This is a genomic window from Streptomyces sp. NBC_01463 (assembly GCA_036227345.1).
In the GTDB taxonomy this organism is placed as follows: domain Bacteria; phylum Actinomycetota; class Actinomycetes; order Streptomycetales; family Streptomycetaceae; genus Streptomyces.
The window spans coordinates 8,015,042-8,033,610 of sequence record CP109468.1 but is presented as its reverse complement, the minus strand read 5'-3'; the positions used below and the strand labels follow the sequence as shown (position 1 = coordinate 8,033,610).

17 protein-coding genes and 1 pseudogene are annotated in these 18,569 nt (G+C 71.0%); 8 read left to right on the top strand and 10 right to left on the bottom strand.

Annotated features, from left to right (window positions below; genetic code table 11):
* Nucleotides 1–24 precede the first annotated feature (24 nt).
* From OG521_35215 to OG521_35205, 3 genes are all read left to right on the top strand, one after another.
* Complete coding sequence (locus OG521_35215) at nucleotides 25–726, top strand: HAD-IA family hydrolase (GenBank protein ID WUW25731.1); 702 nt, start codon at nucleotides 25–27, stop codon at nucleotides 724–726.
* A gap of 70 nt (nucleotides 727–796) precedes the next feature.
* Complete coding sequence (locus OG521_35210) at nucleotides 797–976, top strand: hypothetical protein (GenBank protein WUW25730.1); 180 nt, start codon at nucleotides 797–799, stop codon at nucleotides 974–976.
* A gap of 149 nt (nucleotides 977–1,125) precedes the next feature.
* Nucleotides 1,126–1,350, top strand: coding sequence for a hypothetical protein (locus OG521_35205; GenBank protein WUW25729.1), 225 nt, complete (start codon nucleotides 1,126–1,128; stop codon nucleotides 1,348–1,350).
* 268 nt (nucleotides 1,351–1,618) lie between these two features.
* Here OG521_35205 and OG521_35200 read toward each other — a convergent pair whose 3' ends face one another.
* A complete protein-coding gene (locus OG521_35200) occupies nucleotides 1,619–3,109 on the bottom strand; it encodes a hypothetical protein (GenBank protein ID WUW25728.1) in 1,491 nt (496 codons plus the stop codon).
* A 324-nt stretch (nucleotides 3,110–3,433) separates the two neighbouring features.
* On the opposite strand from OG521_35200, the gene OG521_35195 reads away from it, so the two are divergent.
* On the top strand, nucleotides 3,434–4,225 hold the full coding sequence (locus tag OG521_35195; GenBank protein ID WUW25727.1) for a carbon-nitrogen hydrolase family protein: 792 nt from the start codon (nucleotides 3,434–3,436) through the stop codon (nucleotides 4,223–4,225).
* Nucleotides 4,226–4,286: 61 nt separating this feature from the next.
* On the opposite strand, the pseudogene OG521_35190 reads toward OG521_35195, so the two are convergent.
* Nucleotides 4,287–4,430: pseudogene (locus OG521_35190) on the bottom strand (FAD-dependent oxidoreductase).
* 115 nt (nucleotides 4,431–4,545) lie between these two features.
* Between OG521_35190 and OG521_35185 the strand changes: the two are divergent.
* Both OG521_35185 and OG521_35180 read left to right on the top strand, forming a co-directional pair.
* The gene (locus OG521_35185) at nucleotides 4,546–5,214 is read left to right on the top strand and encodes a DUF305 domain-containing protein (GenBank protein WUW25726.1); all 669 of its coding nucleotides are present in this window, start codon (nucleotides 4,546–4,548) and stop codon (nucleotides 5,212–5,214) included.
* Between the two features lie 111 nt (nucleotides 5,215–5,325).
* Entirely contained in the window at nucleotides 5,326–6,696 is a 1,371-nt protein-coding gene (locus OG521_35180) for an FAD-dependent oxidoreductase (protein ID WUW25725.1), read from the top strand.
* Nucleotides 6,697–6,723: 27 nt separating this feature from the next.
* Here OG521_35180 and OG521_35175 read toward each other — a convergent pair whose 3' ends face one another.
* On the bottom strand, nucleotides 6,724–7,092 hold the full coding sequence (locus tag OG521_35175) for an ArsR family transcriptional regulator (GenBank protein ID WUW25724.1): 369 nt from the start codon (nucleotides 7,090–7,092) through the stop codon (nucleotides 6,724–6,726).
* Between the two features lie 186 nt (nucleotides 7,093–7,278).
* Between OG521_35175 and OG521_35170 the strand changes: the two genes are divergently transcribed.
* The gene (locus OG521_35170) at nucleotides 7,279–7,854 is read left to right on the top strand and encodes a YdeI/OmpD-associated family protein (GenBank protein ID WUW25723.1); all 576 of its coding nucleotides are present in this window, start codon (nucleotides 7,279–7,281) and stop codon (nucleotides 7,852–7,854) included.
* A 7-nt stretch (nucleotides 7,855–7,861) separates the two neighbouring features.
* On the opposite strand, the gene OG521_35165 is transcribed toward OG521_35170, so the two are convergent.
* From OG521_35165 to OG521_35135, 7 genes are all read right to left on the bottom strand, one after another.
* Nucleotides 7,862–8,278, bottom strand: coding sequence for an acyl-CoA thioesterase (locus OG521_35165; GenBank protein ID WUW25722.1), 417 nt, complete (start codon nucleotides 8,276–8,278; stop codon nucleotides 7,862–7,864).
* 58 nt (nucleotides 8,279–8,336) lie between these two features.
* A complete protein-coding gene (locus OG521_35160; protein ID WUW25721.1) occupies nucleotides 8,337–9,416 on the bottom strand; it encodes a galactose mutarotase in 1,080 nt (359 codons plus the stop codon).
* 104 nt (nucleotides 9,417–9,520) lie between these two features.
* The gene (locus OG521_35155) at nucleotides 9,521–10,555 is read right to left on the bottom strand and encodes a LacI family transcriptional regulator (GenBank protein ID WUW25720.1); all 1,035 of its coding nucleotides are present in this window, start codon (nucleotides 10,553–10,555) and stop codon (nucleotides 9,521–9,523) included.
* 98 nt (nucleotides 10,556–10,653) lie between these two features.
* Entirely contained in the window at nucleotides 10,654–11,697 is a 1,044-nt protein-coding gene (locus tag OG521_35150; GenBank protein WUW25719.1) for an ABC transporter permease, read from the bottom strand.
* Nucleotides 11,694–12,668, bottom strand: a complete 975-nt coding sequence (locus OG521_35145; GenBank protein ID WUW25718.1) for an ABC transporter permease — start codon at nucleotides 12,666–12,668, stop codon at nucleotides 11,694–11,696. Before OG521_35145 ends, OG521_35150 begins: the two co-directional genes overlap by 4 nt.
* Entirely contained in the window at nucleotides 12,665–14,305 is a 1,641-nt protein-coding gene (locus OG521_35140; GenBank protein ID WUW25717.1) for a sugar ABC transporter ATP-binding protein, read from the bottom strand. Before OG521_35140 ends, OG521_35145 begins: the two co-directional genes overlap by 4 nt.
* Before the next feature lie 190 nt (nucleotides 14,306–14,495).
* Nucleotides 14,496–15,581 carry an ABC transporter substrate-binding protein gene (locus tag OG521_35135; GenBank protein WUW25716.1) on the bottom strand — a complete coding sequence of 362 codons (1,086 nt, stop codon included), beginning with the start codon at nucleotides 15,579–15,581 and terminating at the stop codon, nucleotides 14,496–14,498.
* A 513-nt stretch (nucleotides 15,582–16,094) separates the two neighbouring features.
* Here OG521_35135 and OG521_35130 point away from each other — a divergent pair.
* Complete coding sequence (locus OG521_35130; protein WUW25715.1) at nucleotides 16,095–18,542, top strand: glycoside hydrolase family 127 protein; 2,448 nt, start codon at nucleotides 16,095–16,097, stop codon at nucleotides 18,540–18,542.
* Nucleotides 18,543–18,569 lie beyond the last annotated feature (27 nt).

Sequence of the window (18,569 nt, the reverse complement as noted above, 5' to 3'; positions counted from 1 at the left end):
ACCGCGTCGGCGAGGATCGGGGCCATGCCGATCAAGGGTGTGCTCTTCGACTTCTCCGGGACGCTCTTCCGGATCGAGTCCGTCGGTTCCTGGCTCGCCGCGGCCCTCGCCGAGCGGGAGGTGAGTCCGGACGAGGCCGGCTTCGAGCGGTGGGTACGTGAGCTGGAGGCCTCCGGTGCGCTGCCGGGCGGTCCTCCTCCCGCGCAGGTCCCGGAGGAGCTGGCGGGCGCCTGGGCCGCCCGCGACGAGAGCGCCCGGCAGCATCGCGAGGCGTACACCGGTCTGGCGCGGCAGGTCGAACTGCCGGATCCGGGGCTGTACGACGCGCTGTACGAACGCCATATGGCCCCGGCCGCCTGGCGGCCCTACCCGGACGCGGCGGAGGTGCTGGCCTCGCTCCGCGACCGCGGTGTCGCGGTCGGCGTGGTGAGCAACATCGGGTGGGACCTGAGGCCGGTCTTCCGGGCGCACGGCCTGGACGGCTTCGTCGACACGTACGTACTGTCCTTCGAGCACGGCGTCCACAAGCCGGACGCACGCCTCTTCCACACCGCCTGCACACTTCTCGGACAGGATCCGGCCGATGTGGTGATGGTCGGCGACGACCGGCACGCCGACGCCGGGGCGGCCGCGCTGGGCTGCGAGGTACGTTTCGTGGACCATCTCCCGGTGGACGAGCGGCCGGACGGCCTGCGGGAGCTCGGTCTGGCCTCCGAGGTTGCCTGAGAGACATGTGAGAGATGTCCCTGACGCGCAATGGGTCGGATTGTCACATCGGGGCCTTAGCCTGGTAGGCATGTCCCCGACTCCGTGCCCGTCCGGTTCCGTGCGTCCCGCAGCAGTGGTGAATGAAGACATTCGCGACCTGTGGCAGCGTTCGGGCGGCTGCCTGTCCCCGGAGGACGAGGAGCAGTACCAGCGGCTGCTGGTCGAGTGGGCCGCGGCCACCGGCGGCGGCGCGAGGTCCGCCGCCTGAGCATCCGGGCCCGTCCGGGTCCGCCCGCCCTCTCCGGCGCGACTGCCGCGGGGCCGCCGAAGCGGTCCTCGTACACCTTTTCGATCTGCCGTTCGACCGGGTTCCCGATTCGCTGTGCGGCGGCCGTCGGCACGTCGCACCCTGGAGGCATGACTTCTCCCCCGATCGTGATCTTCCGCCCCTCCCCCTCCGGCGGACGGCGCGTCACCGTGCAGCGCGACGGGCGGGTCCAGATACTCGGCCTCGCGCACTCCGACCACGATGTGATCGTGTTCCTCGAGGGTGCGGGGCTCGACGACCCCGAGCGGATTCTGGACAGCCCCGAGTGGGTCGAGTGGCGGGGCGGTCGGGCCCATCGGTACGAGGCGGCCTGAGACGTCTGGTTCCGGCGATCCCCTGCGTCGCCGGAACCAGGCGGTCACCCCGGCCGGTCCAGCCGCCGGGGACCGCGTACCGGCCTGCTGACGGCGGGCGGCCGGTGCGGGGGTACAGCATGTCCCGGCGCGGCGGATCGGTCAATGAACGGACGCGCCGGTACCGCCCGGGCAGTTGCCCGGGCGGTACCGGCGCGGGGACCACTCCGACGTCCGTACGGCGTGACGGCCGGCCGGCCGCCCTGGTCGGCGGCTGGCAGCCGTCGGCTCAGCGGTCGAAGTAGTCGGGCTGCGTCTGGACGTTGAGTTCGTCCGTCCGCACCCGCTTCGCCGGGTCGGTCCGCCGGTCGTCGATCTTCAGGACGTCGAAGCCCTTGGCGATGTCGTTGGAGTAGATGTAGCCGTTGTAGTAGTACGCCGACCAGGGGCCGGCCGTGGTGACCTCTTCCGTGGTGACGGGACCGCGCTCGAAGAAGCCGATCTCCTTCGGCTTCGAGGAATCGGTGAAGTCCCACACCGAGACGCCGCCCTGGTACCAGGCCTGGACCATCAGGTCGCGGCCCTTGACCGGGATGATCGAACCGTTGTGGGCGACGCAGACCTCGGTGTCGGCCTGCGGACGGTCGATCTTGAAGTAGCTGCGGAAGACCAGCTTGCGGTGGTCGCCCCGGCCGACGATGTCGTAGATGCCGTCCGCGCCGCGCTTCGGACCGATCTCCTCGTTGCAGGTGGCAGCGCCGCCGCCGCCGAGCTCGTCGGTGAACACGACCTTGTCCGCCCGCTGGTTGAACGTCGCGGAGTGCCAGAACGCGAAGTTCACGTTGTCCTGCACCCGGTCGATGATCTTCGGGTTCTCCGGGTCCTTGATGGAGAACAGCAGACCGTCACCCATGCAGGCACCGGCGGCCAGGTCCTTGGACGGCAGCACGGTGATGTCGTGGCAGCCCGTCGTCTTGCTGACGCCCGGGTTGGTGGGACCGCCCGGGTTCCCGCCGTCCGGGAAGAGGACCGGGAAGTTCACGATGCGGGCCTCTTCGGGGGCCTTGCGCGGCACCTTGATGACGGAGATCCCGTCGTGCGGAGGCTGGCAGTCCGGGAACGTCTCGTTCGGCGAGTACGAGGAGACGTACACGTAGACGTTCTTGCGGTCCGGAACCAGCGTGTGCGTGTGCGATCCGCACGCGGTCTCGACCGCCGCGACGTACTTCGGGTTGCGCTTGTCGCTGATGTCGAAGACCTTCATGCCCTCCCAGGAGGACTTCTCCGTCGCGGGCTGGGTGGTGCTGGTGCAGGAGTTGTCGCTGCGCGAGGAGTCCGTGGACAGGAACAGCAGGTTCCCGGAGACGGAGATGTCGTTCTGCGATCCGGGACAGAGCACCTGCGCGACCGTGCGGGGCGCCTTCGGATTGCTGATGTCGAAGATCCTGAAGCCGTCGTAGTTCCCGGCGAAGGCGTACTTCCCCTGGAAGGCCAGGTCCGTGTTGAGTCCCTGGAGCGCGTCCTTGGGGACGTTCGCGAGGTGGGTGATGTTGCGGCTGTGGACGATCTCGTCCACGCCGGGCACCTCACCGCTGGCGATGGCGGCGGTCGCCTGCGCCTGCTGACGCGCGGAGACGTCGGTCCGGCTCGTGGCCGTGTCACCGGGGTCGGGTGTCGCGGCCGCGGGCCCGGCCATCAGCAGGGTGGCGAAGAGCCCGGCGGCGGCTGCCGCCACGCCCAGACGTCTGCGCCGCACCGGGGTGGTGTGCAACGAGGTCACTGCGTCCTCCCATGGATCCGTATGTAGTTGAACGGGGCATGGACTCCGGCAGTATGGTCCTTGCCATGGGCATCTCAACAGATGGCAACAGAGACGTAATGAAAGTTATTGGCTTCAGGCCATGACCAGCGGTGGTCCGGCCCCTGCCACTCGCCCCGGGCGATCTCCCCGGCCACAGGGCAGCCCTGGTGCGAACGCCGCCTGCAGCGATGGGCGACCTGCGGGGATTGCGGCACCACCGCCCGAACCCGCGGCGGCACCTGGGTCCTCCGGCGGTGACCGGGCCGCTTGCGCAGACGAGTTCAGCCGCGGAAAGCAGGACTGATGAAAGCCTCCACAGCCATCGCACAGTTCCCCATCACCTGGGACATCGAGCGGAATCTCGCGGCCATCACCGCGCTCCTGGCAGACGCCCGGCCGGACGAGATCGTCGTACTCCCCGAAGGCGCTCTCTCCGGCTACGGCGCCGACCTCGCACCTCTGGAACACCTGACGCCCTCGGCCCTCGCGCATGCCATGGACCGCCTCGCAGAGCTGGCTCGGCGCAGAGCCGTCCATCTGTTCTGCGGCACTTTGCTGTACGAACGCGGCGCCTGGAGCAATGCCGCCCTCTACTTCTCTCCGGACGGCACCCGCTGGACCTACCGGAAGACGAACCTGGCGATGAGCGAGCGAGGCCGGCTCGATGCCGGCTCCGAGCTCTCGACGCTCACGATCCACCTGGCGAGCGGACCCGTCACGCTCGGCGTCCAGATCTGCCGCGAGATCCGTTTCCCCGAGCAATGGCAGCATCTGGCCGACCGCGGAGCAGAGGCCTTCATCTACCTCACCCATGCGGCCAACCCCTCCGAGCCCGCAGGGGTCTGGCGGAGCCACCTCATCAGCCGCGCAGCGGAGAACCAGCGGTTCGTCCTGGCAGCCAACGTGGCAGATCCACGCCAGCACTGCCCCAGCATGGTCATCTCACCGAGAGGAGAGGTCCTCGCCGAGGCGGACTCCGGCGAGTCCACCATGATCAGAACCACGATCGACCTTGCCGAGTCCGCCCATTGGTACCTCGGCCAGCGCCGACGGGACCTGCTCAGGACGAGTTATCAAGGTCGGACGAACGCCTGACAGGGCAGGACCGGAACCGCGGGCGCGGGCGTGAGCCGGGTCGGTTCAGCGACGGCGGGAGTCAGCCGTGGTGACGCAGCATCATGCGTGTGGCGACCCGGGGCGGGGTCCGTCACATCGCTGTGTTCCGCAAGGTGACGCCCAGCGGGTGGGACAGTTGCCGGCCCATCCTCCCGGCCTGCCGGGCGGCCGCTGCGACAGCCTGACCCCAATCGGGACATTCCCTCGCAGCCCGATCGAAGAATGACAGTTTTTGATCAGAGCTGCGCGTTGACGTGTTAGGACAGAGCGCAACCACCCATGTGTCAGCGGAGGTCTCTTTGTTGATTCGTCGTCAGGTCATACGGTTCCGCGGCTGGGCTCTGTTCGCTGCCGTCGCGGCGGCCGTGCTCACGTCGGCAGGCTGCGACGCGGGCGGTGCCGACAGCGGTCCGAAGGCCGGGGCGCACGGCGGCGGCACGGTCGTGGCGCCCGGGAAGCCGGGCGAGCCCGCGCGGACGCTCTCCGCCTCGGAGGCCGCCGAGGAGGCCGGGGTGGATACCCCCAACTCGGCGGACGTCCGCTACGTACAGATGATGATCCAGCACCACACGCAGGCACTGGAGCTGACCGCGCTCGCGCCCTCCCGGGCCCGCTCGGCCTCGGTCAAGCGGCTCGCCGAGCGCATCACGGCCGCCCAGAAGCCCGAGATCGGAGCGATGGAGGGCTGGCTCAGCCGTCACGGCCGGGCCGGGCAGTCCGCGGGCCACGACCACGGCGCGATGCCCGGCATGGCCACGACGGGGCAGCTGAAGGGCCTCCAGGCGGCGAAGGGCGCTGCCTTCGACCGGTTGTTCCTCAAGCTGATGATCACGCACCACCAGGGGGCGGTCACCATGGCGACCGAGGTGCTCTCGGAGGGCAACAACGTGCAGGTCGAGGAGATGGCCGGGGACGTCGTGGCCCAGCAGACCACCGAGATCGGCCGGATGCGCGCCCTTTCCTCCTGAGCGGCGGGCAGCCTCGGCAGGGCGCGCGGTCCCCAAGAGCACGCGGCGCACCTCTCCCCCGCCGGGTCCGCCGGTGCGATGCTGGAGACACCCTCAGGGAAGAGGTGCGCCGTGCTCCGTGTCGCAGTCGTCGGCTCCGGTCCCAGCGGGATCTACACCGCCCAGGCCCTGGTGGCGCAGACCCTGGTGCCCGATGTGCGGGTGCACGTCCTGGACCGGCTGCCCTGCCCGTACGGTCTGGTGCGGTACGGCGTCGCGCCGGACCACGAGAAGATCAAGTCGCTGCAGCGGAGTCTGCGGACGGTTCTGGAGCACGAGCGCGTCACCTTCGTGGGCAATGTCGCCGTGGGCGGGGACGGGCTGCCGCCCGAGCGGCTCGGCGAGCTCTACCACGCGGTGGTCTACTGCGTGGGAGCGGCCACGGACCGCCCGCTGGGCATCCCCGGCGAGGATCTGCCCGGCAGCCATTCGGCGACCGAGTTCGTCTCCTGGTACAGCGCCCACCCGGATGCGACCGACGGACTGTTCGCGCTGCGGGCGCGTTCGGTGGTGGTGATCGGGGTCGGCAACGTGGCGGTCGACGTGGCCCGGATCCTGGCGCGGGGCGCCGATGAGCTGCGCCCGACCGATGTCCCGCAGCCCGCGCTCGGGGTGCTGGCCGGCAGCCGGGTGCGCGAGGTGCACATGGCCGGCAGACGCGGGCCCTCACAGGCCCGGTTCACCACCAAGGAGCTGCGGGAGCTCGGCGGACTCCCCGGGGCGCGGATCGTCGTGGACCCCGCGGAGCTCGCCCTGGACCCCGCCTACGCGGGTACGGAGCCCGGCTCCCCGCCACTGCCCGCGCTGGTCCGGCGCAACCTCGACGTGCTGCGCGGGTGGGCCGTGAGCCCCCCGGCCCCCGGCCCCGGCGCGGCCAGGACCATCGGGCTGCGGTTCTTCCTCCGCCCGGTCGAGCTGCTGGAGCGCGGCGGGCGGGTGGCGGGGGTGCGGTTCGCCCGGACGGTCCCCGACGGCAGCGGTGGGGTGCGCGACACGGGTGCGTACGAGGACATCGGTGCCGGGCTCGTGCTGCGGGCCGTCGGCTACCGGGGGATGCCGCTGCCCGGTCTCCCCTTCGACGCGGCGCACGGGACGGTGCCCCACCGGGCCGGCCGGGTGCTGCGGGACGGGGTGGACTCGCCCGGGGAGTACGTCGCGGGGTGGATCAAGCGCGGGCCGACCGGCGTGATCGGGTCGAACCGTTCGTGCGCGAAGGAGACCGTCGCGTCGCTGATCGAGGACGCGGCCGTGCTCACGGGGCGCCCGTCGGCAGCGGATCCGCTGGCGGTGCTCCGGTCCTGGGGGCTGCGGCCGGTGGAATGGGACGGCTGGCTGTCGATCGAGCGGGCGGAGGCGGCGCTGGGGCGCTCGCTCGGCCGGGGGCCGGTGAAGATCCCGGACTGGCCGGGGCTGCTGGACGCGGCACGCGGCGGCACTCCGTAGGGCGGCGCGCGCGTCCCGTCCGGCCGGTCAGGCCTCGCCGAGGCGGTCCGCCTGGAGGTTCGCCGCTTCGAGCACCCGGTCCAGCAGTCCGGGGAAGAGCGCCTCCAGGTCCTCGCGCCGGAGCCCGTTCATCTTGGCGGTGCCCCGGTAGATCTGCTGGACGATGCCGCTCTCGCGGAGCACCCGGAAGTGATGCGTGCTGGTGGACTTGGTGACCGGGAGGTCGAAGCGGGAGCAGGTGAGTTCGCCGTCGGCGGCGGCCAGTTCGCGGACCACGCACAGGCGCACCGGGTCCGAGAGCGCGTGCAGGACGGACTCGATCCTGATCTCGTCCCGTGCGGGGTGGGCCAGCGTGCGGACGCCGGAAGCCGGTTCTGTGGTGCTGACAGGGGTCACGTTGGCTCCGCATCGTCACTCGGTCCGGGGCTCCCATAATACGAGGCTCATCGTAATTGGACGCACAGGGCGGGAGCACGTACGGGGAGGGCAGGAGGCATATAGGACTGAAACTGTCCTGGAGGAGAATTAGCGTGGTGGTGCAGCCGGGCGGACCGCCCGGTATCCCTCAGGAGGCGCAGACCGATGACGGAGACCCTGGAGCACGCCCGGCCCTTCGCACGGGCCGCGGAGCTCGAATCGTGGCTGGAGAGGCACCACGCCGACCGGGACGGACTCTGGCTGAAGCTCGCCAAGCGCGGCTCGGGCGTGGCGTCCGTGGACACGGACGAGGTCCTCGACCTCCTGCTCTGCTTCGGCTGGATCACCGGGCAGCGCAAGTCGTGCGACGAGGTGTACTTCCTGCAGCGGATCACGCCCCGCCGGCCCCGGAGCGTGTGGTCGCTGATCAACGTGGAGAAGGTCGAGGTGCTCCTCGCGGACGGGCGGATGCGCGAGGCCGGCCTCGCCGAGGTCGCGGCGGCGCGGGCGGACGGGCGGTGGGAGGCGGCGTACCCCTCGCAGCACAGGGCCGGCGTCCCGGCGGACCTCGCGGCCGCTCTGGAGGCGGACGAGGCGGCCCGGCTCTTCTACGAGCGGCTCGGCAAGTCGGACCGCTATCTGGTGATCCTGCGTCTCATGACGGCGACGAGCCCCGGTGTCAGGGCGGCCCGCCTCCAGAAGGCCGTGGCCTCCATGGCGGCGGGCCGGAAGGTCCGCTGACGCCCGGTCAGCCGCTCAGCAGCTCCGGCTCCTTGGCGAGCGAGGCGAGCCGGTCACCCGGATCGGCGACCAGCCTGCGCGTCGTCAGATCGAGGACGCCCGCGACGCCCGTGATCTCGGCCGCCACCGTGCCGTCCTCCTTGAGGACCTGCTGGGCGACGGTGAACGTCTTGCCCTCCCCGTACTCGAACCGGCAGGTCACCCGCACCCGCTCGCCACCGCGCAGCTCGCGGCGGTACTTCACCGTGACCTCCAGCGCCACCGGCCCCACTCCGTCGGCCAGCAGCTTCTCCTGGGGCAGTCCGGCGGCCCGCAGCAGCTCCCAGCGCGCGTGCTCGGCGTACTGGAGGTAGACCGCCTGGTTGAGATGTCCCTGCGTGTCGAGCTCGTAACCCCGCACGGTCACGTCCACAAAAAAGGTCATGGACGTCGCAACACCCCGTCCCATTCCGGCATTCCCGCACCGGCGGGGTGGCGCGGGGTCAGTCCGTGGCCGCCGCGAGGTGCGGGAACCTCAGCTCGGTGCGGCTGGAGAAGACCTCGTCCGGCCGCAGGACCGTGCCGGGGTGGTCCGGACGGTTGGGTGAGTCGGGCAGGTGCTGGGTCTCCAGGCAGACGGCGCTGTGACGCTCGTGGCGTCCGCCCTCGGGGGCGGCCAGGGTGCCGTCGAGCTGGTTGGCTGTGTAGACCTGGATGCCGGGTTCGGTGGTCCACACCTCCATGACGCGCACGGCACCGGGAGCGGTGAGCCGGGCGGCGCGGCGCAGGCCGTCCGGTGAGCGGGGCCCGTCCAGCACCCAGCAGTGGTCGAAGCCGCCGGCCCGGCGCAGCTGCTCGTCCGGCAGCGCGATGCGGTCCCCGACGGTGTGCGGGGCGGTGAGATCGAACGGGGTGGCCTGCACGGGCAGGGCGGGGCCCTCGGGAATGCCGTCGTCGTCGACGGGGAGGTAGTGGCCGGCGTCCACCTGGAGCGTGTGGCCGAGGATGTCGCCCCGGGCGGTGAGCTCGAAGTAGGCGTGGTTGGTGAGGTTGATGACGGTGGGACGGTCGGTGGTGGCGGTGTAGTCGAGGGCGAGGGTGCCCGCGGTGTCCAGGGTGTACGTCACGGTGACGTCCAGCGCGCCGGGGAACCCCATGTCGCCGTCGGGGCTGTGCAGGGTGAGCCGGAGCGTCGCGGCCGTGTCGTCTGCCTCGCCTGCGGCCTGCCAGACGTGGGTGTGGAAGCCGTCGGGCCCGCCGTGCAGGGCGTGGCCCCGGTCGGTGGCGGGGACCTGGTGGGCCGTGCCGTCGAGGGTGAAGCGGCCGTGCGCGATGCGGTTGGCGAAGCGGCCGATGAGGGCGCCGAAGAACGGGTTCTTGCCCGTGTAGTCGTCGAGGGACACCAGCGGGCGTACGACCGAGGCGGGGACTCCCCCGGTGTCCGGCACGGTGAGACGGTGCAGGACGCCACCGTAGGTGAGGATCTCGGCCTCGACTCCGGTACCGGAGTCGAGCGTCCAGACATCGACGTCCGTGCGCCCGTGGGCGCCGAACGGTTTGCGGTTCACGGTGGGGCGAGGCATCAGAGATCCTTGGGACGAGCGGACGGCCGGGCGGAGCGGGTACGGCGGGCCCTGGACGGGAGCGCCGGACTCCCCCCGGGACGGCGGGAGTCCGGCACCACGGGTCACGGTCCGGCGGGCTCGGCAGGAGGCCGGGGAACGGTGGATTCGCGGACGACGAGCCGGTAGCCGGGCCGCGGGCGCCGGGGTTCGGAGACCGGGTTGCCGGAGAGGCGCTCGACGAGGCTGTCGACGGCCAGCCGGGCGATGGCCTCCTTGTCGGGGGCCACGGTGGTGAGCGTGGTGGCCCCGTAGAGGCTCTCCTCGATGTTGTCGAACCCGACGACGGCGACATCCTCGGGGATGCGCAGCCCTCGCTCCGACAGCGTGCGCATCGCCCCGATGGCGATGAGGTCGTTGTACGCGAAGACGGCGTCCGGCTGCTCCCCGCGGTCCAGGAGGGCGGCCATGGCGGTGGCTCCGTCCTCGCGGCCGTAGCCGTCGGTGACGACGACGAGCGACTCGTCGGCCTCGATTCCGGCGGCGGCCAGCTCCTCCCGCCAGCCGCGCAGCCGCAGGTGGGCGGGCTGGCGTTCGCGGCCGGTGCGCGAGCCGAGGAACGCGATCCGGCGGTGGCCGTGGTCGATGAGGTGGCGCACGGCGTCGCGGGAGGCCGCCACGTTGTCGATGGCGATGTGGTCGTACGGGGCCTCGTACTCGCGCTCGCCGAGCAGCACCAGGGGCGCGGTCTCGGTGCGCGCCATCAGGTCCTCGGTCTCCAGGTGGATGGGGCTGAGGATGAGCCCGTCGATCACATGGGACCGGAATCCCTGGCTGACCAGGAGTTCCTTCTCGCGCAGTCCGCCGGTGTGGTCGACCAGCACGGTGTAGTCGTGCCGGGCGGCGGCGTCGACGACGGCGCCGGCCAGCTCCGCGAAGTACGGGTTGCCGAACTCGGGGACGGCGAGGGCGATGATGCCGGTGCGGCCCTTGCGCAGATGGCGTGCGGTGAGGTTCGGCCGGTAGCCGAGCTCGTCGATGGCCTGCTGCACCTTGGCCCGCATCTTCGGTGTGACGTGCTGATAGTTGTTCACCACGTTCGACACGGTCTTGATGGACACGCCCGCCCGTAGTGCAACGTCCTTGAGGCTGACGCCCACGGCACTCCCTGGATCGACTTGTCGCGCGTTGACGCGCGGTGGCCCGGCTGTGCCGGTTCGGCTCGAACGGTGCCGGGGCCGCGGGCCCCGGCACCGGTTCAGGTGGTTCTGCGGCTGCGCGCCAGATAGCGCTGGGCCACGACGACAACGATAAGGAAACCTCCGCTGACGACCGACTGGTAGGAGGAGTTCAGCGAGCCGATCTGATTGATCAGATTCTGGATGACGGCCAGCAGCAGCACGCCCCAGAGCGTTCCGCTGATGGAGCCGGCACCGCCGATCAGGAGGGTGCCGCCGATGACGACGGCGGAGATCGCGTCGAGCTCCATGCCCACGCCGACTATGGTGACGCCGGAGGTGAGCCGGGCCGCGTTGAGCGCTCCGGCGAATCCGGCGAGCAGTCCGCTGAGCGTGTAGACGAGGATCTTCGTACGGGCGACGGGCAGGCCCATCAGCATGGCCGCGTCGTTGCTGCCGCCGACCGCGAAGAGCGTCTGCCCGAACGAGGTGCGCTGGAGGATCAGTCCGCCGATGCCGAACAGCACCAGGGCGATGAGGATCGGGTAGCCGAAGCCCCAGACGCTGCCCTGTCCGAGTTCGGCGAAGGCGGAGTCCTTGGGCACCAGGTAGGTGGTGGCGCCCTCGTCGGTGATCGCGAGGAGCAGACCGCGCGCCCCCAGCAGGGTGGCGAGCGTGACGATGAAGGGTGCCATTCCGGCGCGGGCGACCAGGAGTCCGTTGAGCAGTCCGATGGCCCCGCAGACCACGAGCGGGACGAACAGGGCGGCCAGGAAGCCCCATTGCGAGGCCCAGGCGGCCAGTACGCCGCCGAGGGCGAACACGGAGCCGACCGACAGGTCGATGCCGCCGGTGATGATGACCATGGTCATGCCGAGGGCGACCACGGCGGGGAACGCCGCCTGGACGGTCACGCCCCGGGCGTTGTCCAGGGTGCCGAACGTCGGGTAGACGAAGGACGCCACGATGACGACCGTGAGCAGGACCGCGAGCACGCCCTGGCGCTGGAGGAGTTCGGCGATGCGCTGCCCGGTCGCGGGGCGGGGGGTGCCGCCGCCGGCTGCTGCCGGGGTCTTGCGCGGTACCGGGGCCTGGACCGCGGGGGCGGGTGAGGTTTCGTTCATCGGGACCGACGCTCCCGGGCGACGTAGACGGCGGCGATGATGATGGCCGCCTGGGCGATCTGTGCGGTGGAGTCGGGCAGGTCGTGCTTGACGAGGGTGGCGCGCAGCAGCTGCATCAGCAGGGCGCCGGCGACGGTGCCGAGGATCCGGATGGAGCCGCCGTTGAGCGGGGTGCCGCCGACGACGACCGCCGTGATGGCGGAGAGCTCCATGAGGGTGCCGAGCGAGGAGGGGTCGCTGGCGGTGAGCCGGGCGGTGGCGAGGATGCCGGCCAGCGCGGCGAGGACCCCGCAGAGCATGTACACACCGATGAGCACCCGTCGTACGGGCAGTCCGGCCAGGGCCGCGGCCGAGCGGTTGCCGCCGATGGCGACGACCTGGCGGCCGAAGGTGGTGCGGGTGACCAGGAAGGCCACGGCGAGGGCGAGGACGCCGGCGATGAGGACGACCAGCGGGATGCCGAGGAAGGATCCGGTGCCCAGCGAGAGCAGGTCGGGGTTGACGATCTGCTTGAGCTGGCCGTCCGCCATCACCAGGGCCAGGCCCCGGCCGCCCACGAACAGGGCGAGGGTGGCGACGATCGGCTGGAGTCCCACGAGGGAGACGAGTGTGCCGTTGACCGCTCCGACGAGTGCGCCGGCCAGCAGCGCCATGACGAGCGCGGCCACCAGGCCGTAGCCGAGGTAGAGCGGCAGCAGGGCGGCGGCGAGCGCCATGGTCGAGCCGACGGAGAGGTCGACGCCCTCGGTGCCGATGACGAGCGCCATGCCGAGGGCGACGATGACGATGGGGGCGACCTGGACGAGCTGGGTGCGGAGGTTGTCCGCGGTCATGAAGTGCTCGGTGAACAGGGCGTTGAAGAGGAGGACGACCGCGACGGCGAGGTAGACGCCGTACTCCTGGTACCAGGCGGGGTCGCGCAGCCGGGCCAGCGGCCGGGCTGCGGGGGTGGAGACTGCGGCCTGGGTCATCGGGGGTCCTCCTTGGCGGCCGGGGCCTTGTCCACGGGCGCCGGTGAGTGGTCGGCGAGTACTTCGAGCAGATGGCTCTCGGCCACCTCGTCGCCGGACAGTTCACCCGCGACCGCGCCGCCGCGCAGGACGACGATGCGGTCGGCGCCCTCGATGAGTTCCTCGATGTCGGAGGAGATGAGCAGGACGGCGAGGCCCTCGCCGGCGAGGTCGTCGATGAGGCTCTGGACCTCGGCCTTGGCGCCGACGTCGATGCCGCGGGTGGGTTCGTCGAGCAGCAGGACCTTGGGCTCCAGGCAGAGCCAGCGGGCCAGCAGGACCTTCTGCTGGTTGCCGCCGGAGAGCTCGCCGACCTTCTGCTCGGGGCTCGCGGCCTTGATCCGCAGCCGCTTCATGAAGATGCCGACGATGCGGTCCTGCTTGGCGCGCGAGACGATGCCGGCGCGGGAGAGGCGGGGCATCGCGGCGAGCACGATGTTCTCGCGGACGGAGAGGCCGGGCACGATGCCTTCGGCCTTGCGGTCCTCGGGCAGCAGGCTGATGCCCGCCCGGATGGCTCCGGCGGAGGTGAGCCGGCGCAGGGTGCGTCCGCCGATGGCGAGTTCGCCGGAGTCCAGGCTCAGCGCTCCGGCCAGGGCCTTCGCGGTCTCGCTGCGGCCGGAGCCGAGGAGCCCGCCGAGGCCCAGCACCTCACCGCCGTACAGCGACAGGGATATGCCGTGCAGCAGGTGGTCGCGGGAGAGGCCCTTCGCGGTGAGGACCGGGGTACGGGTGGTGTCGTGGCCCTCGGAGCCGAAGCTGGTGAGTCCGGAGCGGCGGACCTCGGCCATGTCGCGGCCGAGCATCATCGAGACGAGCTGCATGCGGTCGAGGTCGGCGAGGTCGCCGGTGTGGATGTGCTTGCCGTCGCGGAGCACGGTGACGCGGTCGCAGATCCGGTAGAGCTCGTCCATGCGGTGGCTGACGTAGAGGACGGCGATGCCGCGTGCGCGCAGGTCCCCGATGACGCGGAAGAGCGTCTCGACCTCGCGCGGCTCCAGCGAGGAGGTGGGCTCGTCCATGATGACGACCTGGGCGTTGACCGAGACGGCACGGGCCAGGGCGACCATCTGCTGGGTGCCGATGCCCAGGGTGTGCAGGGGCCTCTTCGGGTCGACGCGTACGCCGAAGCCGTCGAGCAGTTCGGCGGTCTCGCGGTGCATGCGGCCGAAGTCGATCAGGCCGAAACGGTTCTTCGGCTCGCGGCCCAGGAAGATGTTGCGCGCCACGCTCATCAGCGGGACGAGGTTCACCTCCTGGTAGATCGTGGAGATGCCGGCCTGCTGCGCCTCGAACGGCCGGGCGAAGGCGATCTGTTCGCCGGCCAGCCGCAGTTCGCCCTCGTCGGGCCGGTACACACCGGTCAGCACCTTGATCAGGGTGGACTTGCCGGCTCCGTTCTCGCCCACGAGTGCGTGGGTCTCGCCGGGGCGCAGGGCGAAGGAGACTCCGTCGAGTGCGACGACGCCCGGGAACCGCTTGCTCACCGAGCGGGCTTCGAGGACGGGTGCGGCCGGATCGGAGGTCTCCGGTGCGGCGGCTTCCTTCGCGTCGGCGGCCGGCTCCGGCGGCTGCGGTACTGCTTCGGGTGGTGCCATGGCTGTTCTCGGCCTTCCGCTCTTCCAAGGGTGTCGGGCCCGGGGCCGCCGTGACGGGTGGCCGCGTCACGGCGGCGGGTGAAGCCGGCGGGTCCGGGCCGGGCCCGGCCGGGGGCCGCGCAGGGTTCGCTGCGCGGCCGGTCCCGGCCGGCCCGCTGCCGGCGTTACGGGCAGGTGGCGCGGGTCTGGATCAGAACGCGCCGCCGAGCGAGGCCTTGGCGTTGGACTCGTCGTAGGCGCGGTCGGAGATGATGACGTTCTCCGGGATCTCCTCGCCGCCGTAGAACTTCTGGGCGGTCGCGAAGGCCAGCGGGCCGAAGCGCGGATTCGACTCGATGACGGCGTTGTACTCGCCGTTGACCAGGGCCTGGACGGCGTTGCGGGTGCCGTCCACGGAGACGATCTTGACGTCCTTGCCGGGCTTCTTGCCGGCGGCCTTCAGCGCGGTGACGGCGCCGAGGCCCATCTCGTCGTTCTCCGCGTAGACGGCGGTGATGTCGGGCTTGGACTGGATGAGCTGCTCCATGACCTGCTGGCCCTTGTCGCGGGCGAACTCACCGGTCTGCTGGGCGACGATCTCCAGGCCGGGGGCCTTGGCCTTGAGCTGGTCGACGAAGCCCTTGGTGCGGTCGGTGGTGACGTTGTTGCCCGAGGCGCCGAGGAGGATGGCGACCTTGCCCTTGCCACCGGTCGTCTTGATCATCGCGTCCGCGGCGCGCTTGCCCTGCTCCACGAAGTCGGAGCCGAGGAAGGCCACGTAGTCCTTGCAGGCGGTGGAGTTGAGCTTGCGGTCGACGGTGAGGACCGGGACCTTCTTGGCGGCGGCGGCCTTCAGTGCCGGCTCCAGGCCGTCGGAGTTCAGCGGGGCGACGATGAGGAACTGGGCGCCCTGCGACAGCATGTCCTGGATGTCGCTGATCTGCTTGGACAGCTGCGACTGGGCGTTGGTGGTGAGCAGCTTCTTGACGCCGACCTTCTTGGCCTCGTCCTTGATGGACTGGGTCTCGGCGATGCGGAACGGGTTGGCCTCCTTCTCCGACTGGGAGAAGCCGACCACGGCGTTCTTCAGGTCCAGCTTCGGTGCTCCGTAGGTCTGCAGCGAGCAGCCCGAACCGGAGGAGGACTCGGGGGACTTGGCCGCCTGAGCACCCTGGCTGCTGTCGGCGTTCGCGGTGTCCGACGTCTCCGACTTGGAGCAGCCGGAGGCGGCCAGCGTGGCGGTGGCGGCGAGGAGGCAGGCCACGGCGAGGGTACGGGTTCGGCGCTGGATCATCATGCGCGGGAGCTCCTTGGCGGGATGACGGCACGTCGATGGACGTGCGGTCGGGCATGGCTGGATGATGCATCGGCTGCCGCTCGGCGGCTGATGCCACTGCGTTCCTCACGACCCCGCCACCTGGACGAACTGCGGTCGTGAGAGCCTGCGCGGCCTCTCGGCGGCTCGGTTTACAACGTTATATAGGCGCCGTGGCACGGGCGGCAAGAGCGTGGTCGATGCGTTTCCAAAATGTGTCGGAGCGATGCGGTGCCGACGGGCGGCTCCCGCCCCACTGGTTGCCGCCGCACCCCTGGACACCCGCCCGACACCGTGCTGTCATACCGCCGGTACGCAATTTTCCAACGTTGCAAGCACGGTGCCGCGCCACCCCTCCGGTCGCGACGGCGTGCCTTGCCGTGCGCGCGTCCGGTTCCGCCCCGGGCCGGTGGGCGTCATGGCAACCCCCGCACGTGTCATGTGCCGTCCCCGAGCCGGAGCCCCGCACGGCCGGCCGAGAGCAGGAGCCCCTCCATGCCCCTGAACCGCAGACAACTCATGGCCGGCGCGCTGGCCACCGTCGCCGCCACCACGGCCGCTTCGGGCCGCTGGGCCACCACGGCGACCGCGGCCGAACACCGCGCCAGGCCCGCCCACGGCGGCCACTACTCCCCCAACGCCGCGCCCCTGCACCCGACGGCCTTCCTGAAGCTGCCCCCCGGCCGGGTCACCGCACGCGGCTGGCTCGCCGGACAGCTGAAGCTCCAGCTGGACGGACTGTGCGGCCGGTACGAGGAGTTCTCGCACTTCCTCGACTTCACGGCCACCGGCTGGGTCCGCCCCGAGCTGGGCGGCTGGGAGGAGGTCCCGTACTGGCTGCGCGGCTACACCGACCTGGCGATCGTCACGGGTGACGCGACGGCGCTCGCCGCCGTGCGCCGCTGGTTCGACGCGATCCTCGCCACCCAGCAGTCCGACGGCTTCTTCGGGCCGAAGGCGCTGCGCACGTCCCTGAACGGCGGCCCGGACTTCTGGCCGTTCCTGCCGCTGGTGCAGGCCCTGCGCTCCTGGCAGGAGTACTCGGGCGACACCCGCGTCATCCCGTTCCTCAGCCGGTTCTTCCGCTACATGAACGCCCAGGGACCCGGCGCCTTCAACACCAGCTGGATCGCACTGCGCTGGGGCGACGGCCTGGACAGTGTCTTCTGGCTCTTCAACCGCACCGGCGACACCTTCCTCCTGGACCTCGCCGACAAGATCCACGCGAACGGTGCCGACTGGGGCGACAACCTGGTCAACCTGCACAACGTCAACATCGCGCAGGGCTTCCGCGAGCCCGCCCAGTACGCGCTGCGCAGCGGTTCGGCCGAGGACACCCGGAACACGTACGGGACGTACGGCAAGGCCATGGACCAGTACGGGCAGTTCCCCGGCGGCGGCTTCGCCGGGGACGAGAACGCGCGCCCCGGGCACGGCGACCCCCGGCAGGGCTTCGAGACCTGCGGCATCGTCGAGTTCATGGCCAGCCACCAGCTGCTCACCCGGATCACCGGCGATCCGCTGTGGGCCGACCGCTGCGAGGAGCTGGCCTTCAACTCGCTGCCCGCCTCGCTCGACCCGTCGGGCAAGTCCGTCCACTACATCACCAGCGCCAACAGCGTGGACCTGGACGACGTCCCCAAGAGCGGCCGGCAGTTCCAGAACGGTTTCGCCATGCAGGCGTTCCTGCCCGGCGTCGACCAGTACCGCTGCTGCCCGCACAACTACGGCATGGGCTGGCCCTACTTCGTCGAGGAGCTGTGGCTCGCCACCCCGGACGGCGGGCTGGCCGCCGCGATGTACGCGAGCTGCGAGGTCACCGCGAAGGTCGCGGACGGCACCGAGGTCACGTTCACGGAGGAGACCGGCTACCCCTTCACGGACACGGTCACCCTGACCCTGAAGGCGCCGAAGAAGCTGTCGTTCCCCCTGGTGCTGCGGGTACCGGCCTGGTGCGACAGCCCGGAGGTCAAGGTCAACGGGCGTCCGGTCGCCGCCCCCGCGGGCCCGGCCTTCACCCGCGTGGACCGCACCTGGTCCGACGGCGACCGGGTGACGCTCCGCTTCCCGCAGCGGACCACGGTCCGCACCTGGGAGCACAACCACGCCTCCGTCAGCGTGGACCGCGGCCCGCTCACGTACTCCCTGCGCATCGACGAGACGTACGAGCGCATCGGCGGCACCGACCAGTTCCCGGAGTACGCGGTGCACGCCACGAGCCCGTGGAACTACGGCCTCGTCCTCGACGAGCGGAAACCGGCCGCCTCGCTGCGCCACCACAGCGTCCGCCACCTCAAGGACGCGAACCCGTTCACACTGGAGGGCACCCCGCTGACCATGACGGCGAGGGCCCGGCGGATCCCGGAGTGGACGGCGGACGGCGAGCACGTCGTCGCGCCGCTCCAGGACGGCCCGGCCGGCACCACCGAGCCGGTCGAGGAGATCACGCTCGTCCCCATGGGGGCGGCGCGGCTGCGCATCACCTCGTTCCCCACGGCCGACCCGGGCGCCGGGCCCTGGCTGTCCGACCGCTGGTACCGCATCCGCAACCGCCACTCCGGCAAGGTCCTCGGCGTCGACGTCATGTCCACCGCCAACAGCGCCCATGTCGTCCAGTTCGGTGACAACGGCACCGACGACCACGACTGGCAGCTGGTCCCGGAGGGCGACGGCTGGTACCGCGTCCGCAACCGCCACTCCGGCAAGGTCCTCGGCGTCGACAACATGTCCACCCAGGACAGCGCCCACGTCGTCCAGTTCGACGACAACGGCACCGACGACCACCTCTGGCAGCTCGTCCCCGACGGCGACGGCTGGTACCGCATCCGCAACCGCCACTCCGGCAAGGTCCTCGGCGTCGACAACATGTCCACCCAGGACAGCGCCCACGTCGTCCAGTTCGGTGACACCGGCACCGACGACCACCTGTGGCAGCTCGTCTGACCCCCGACCGTTCCTCCGCACATCCCG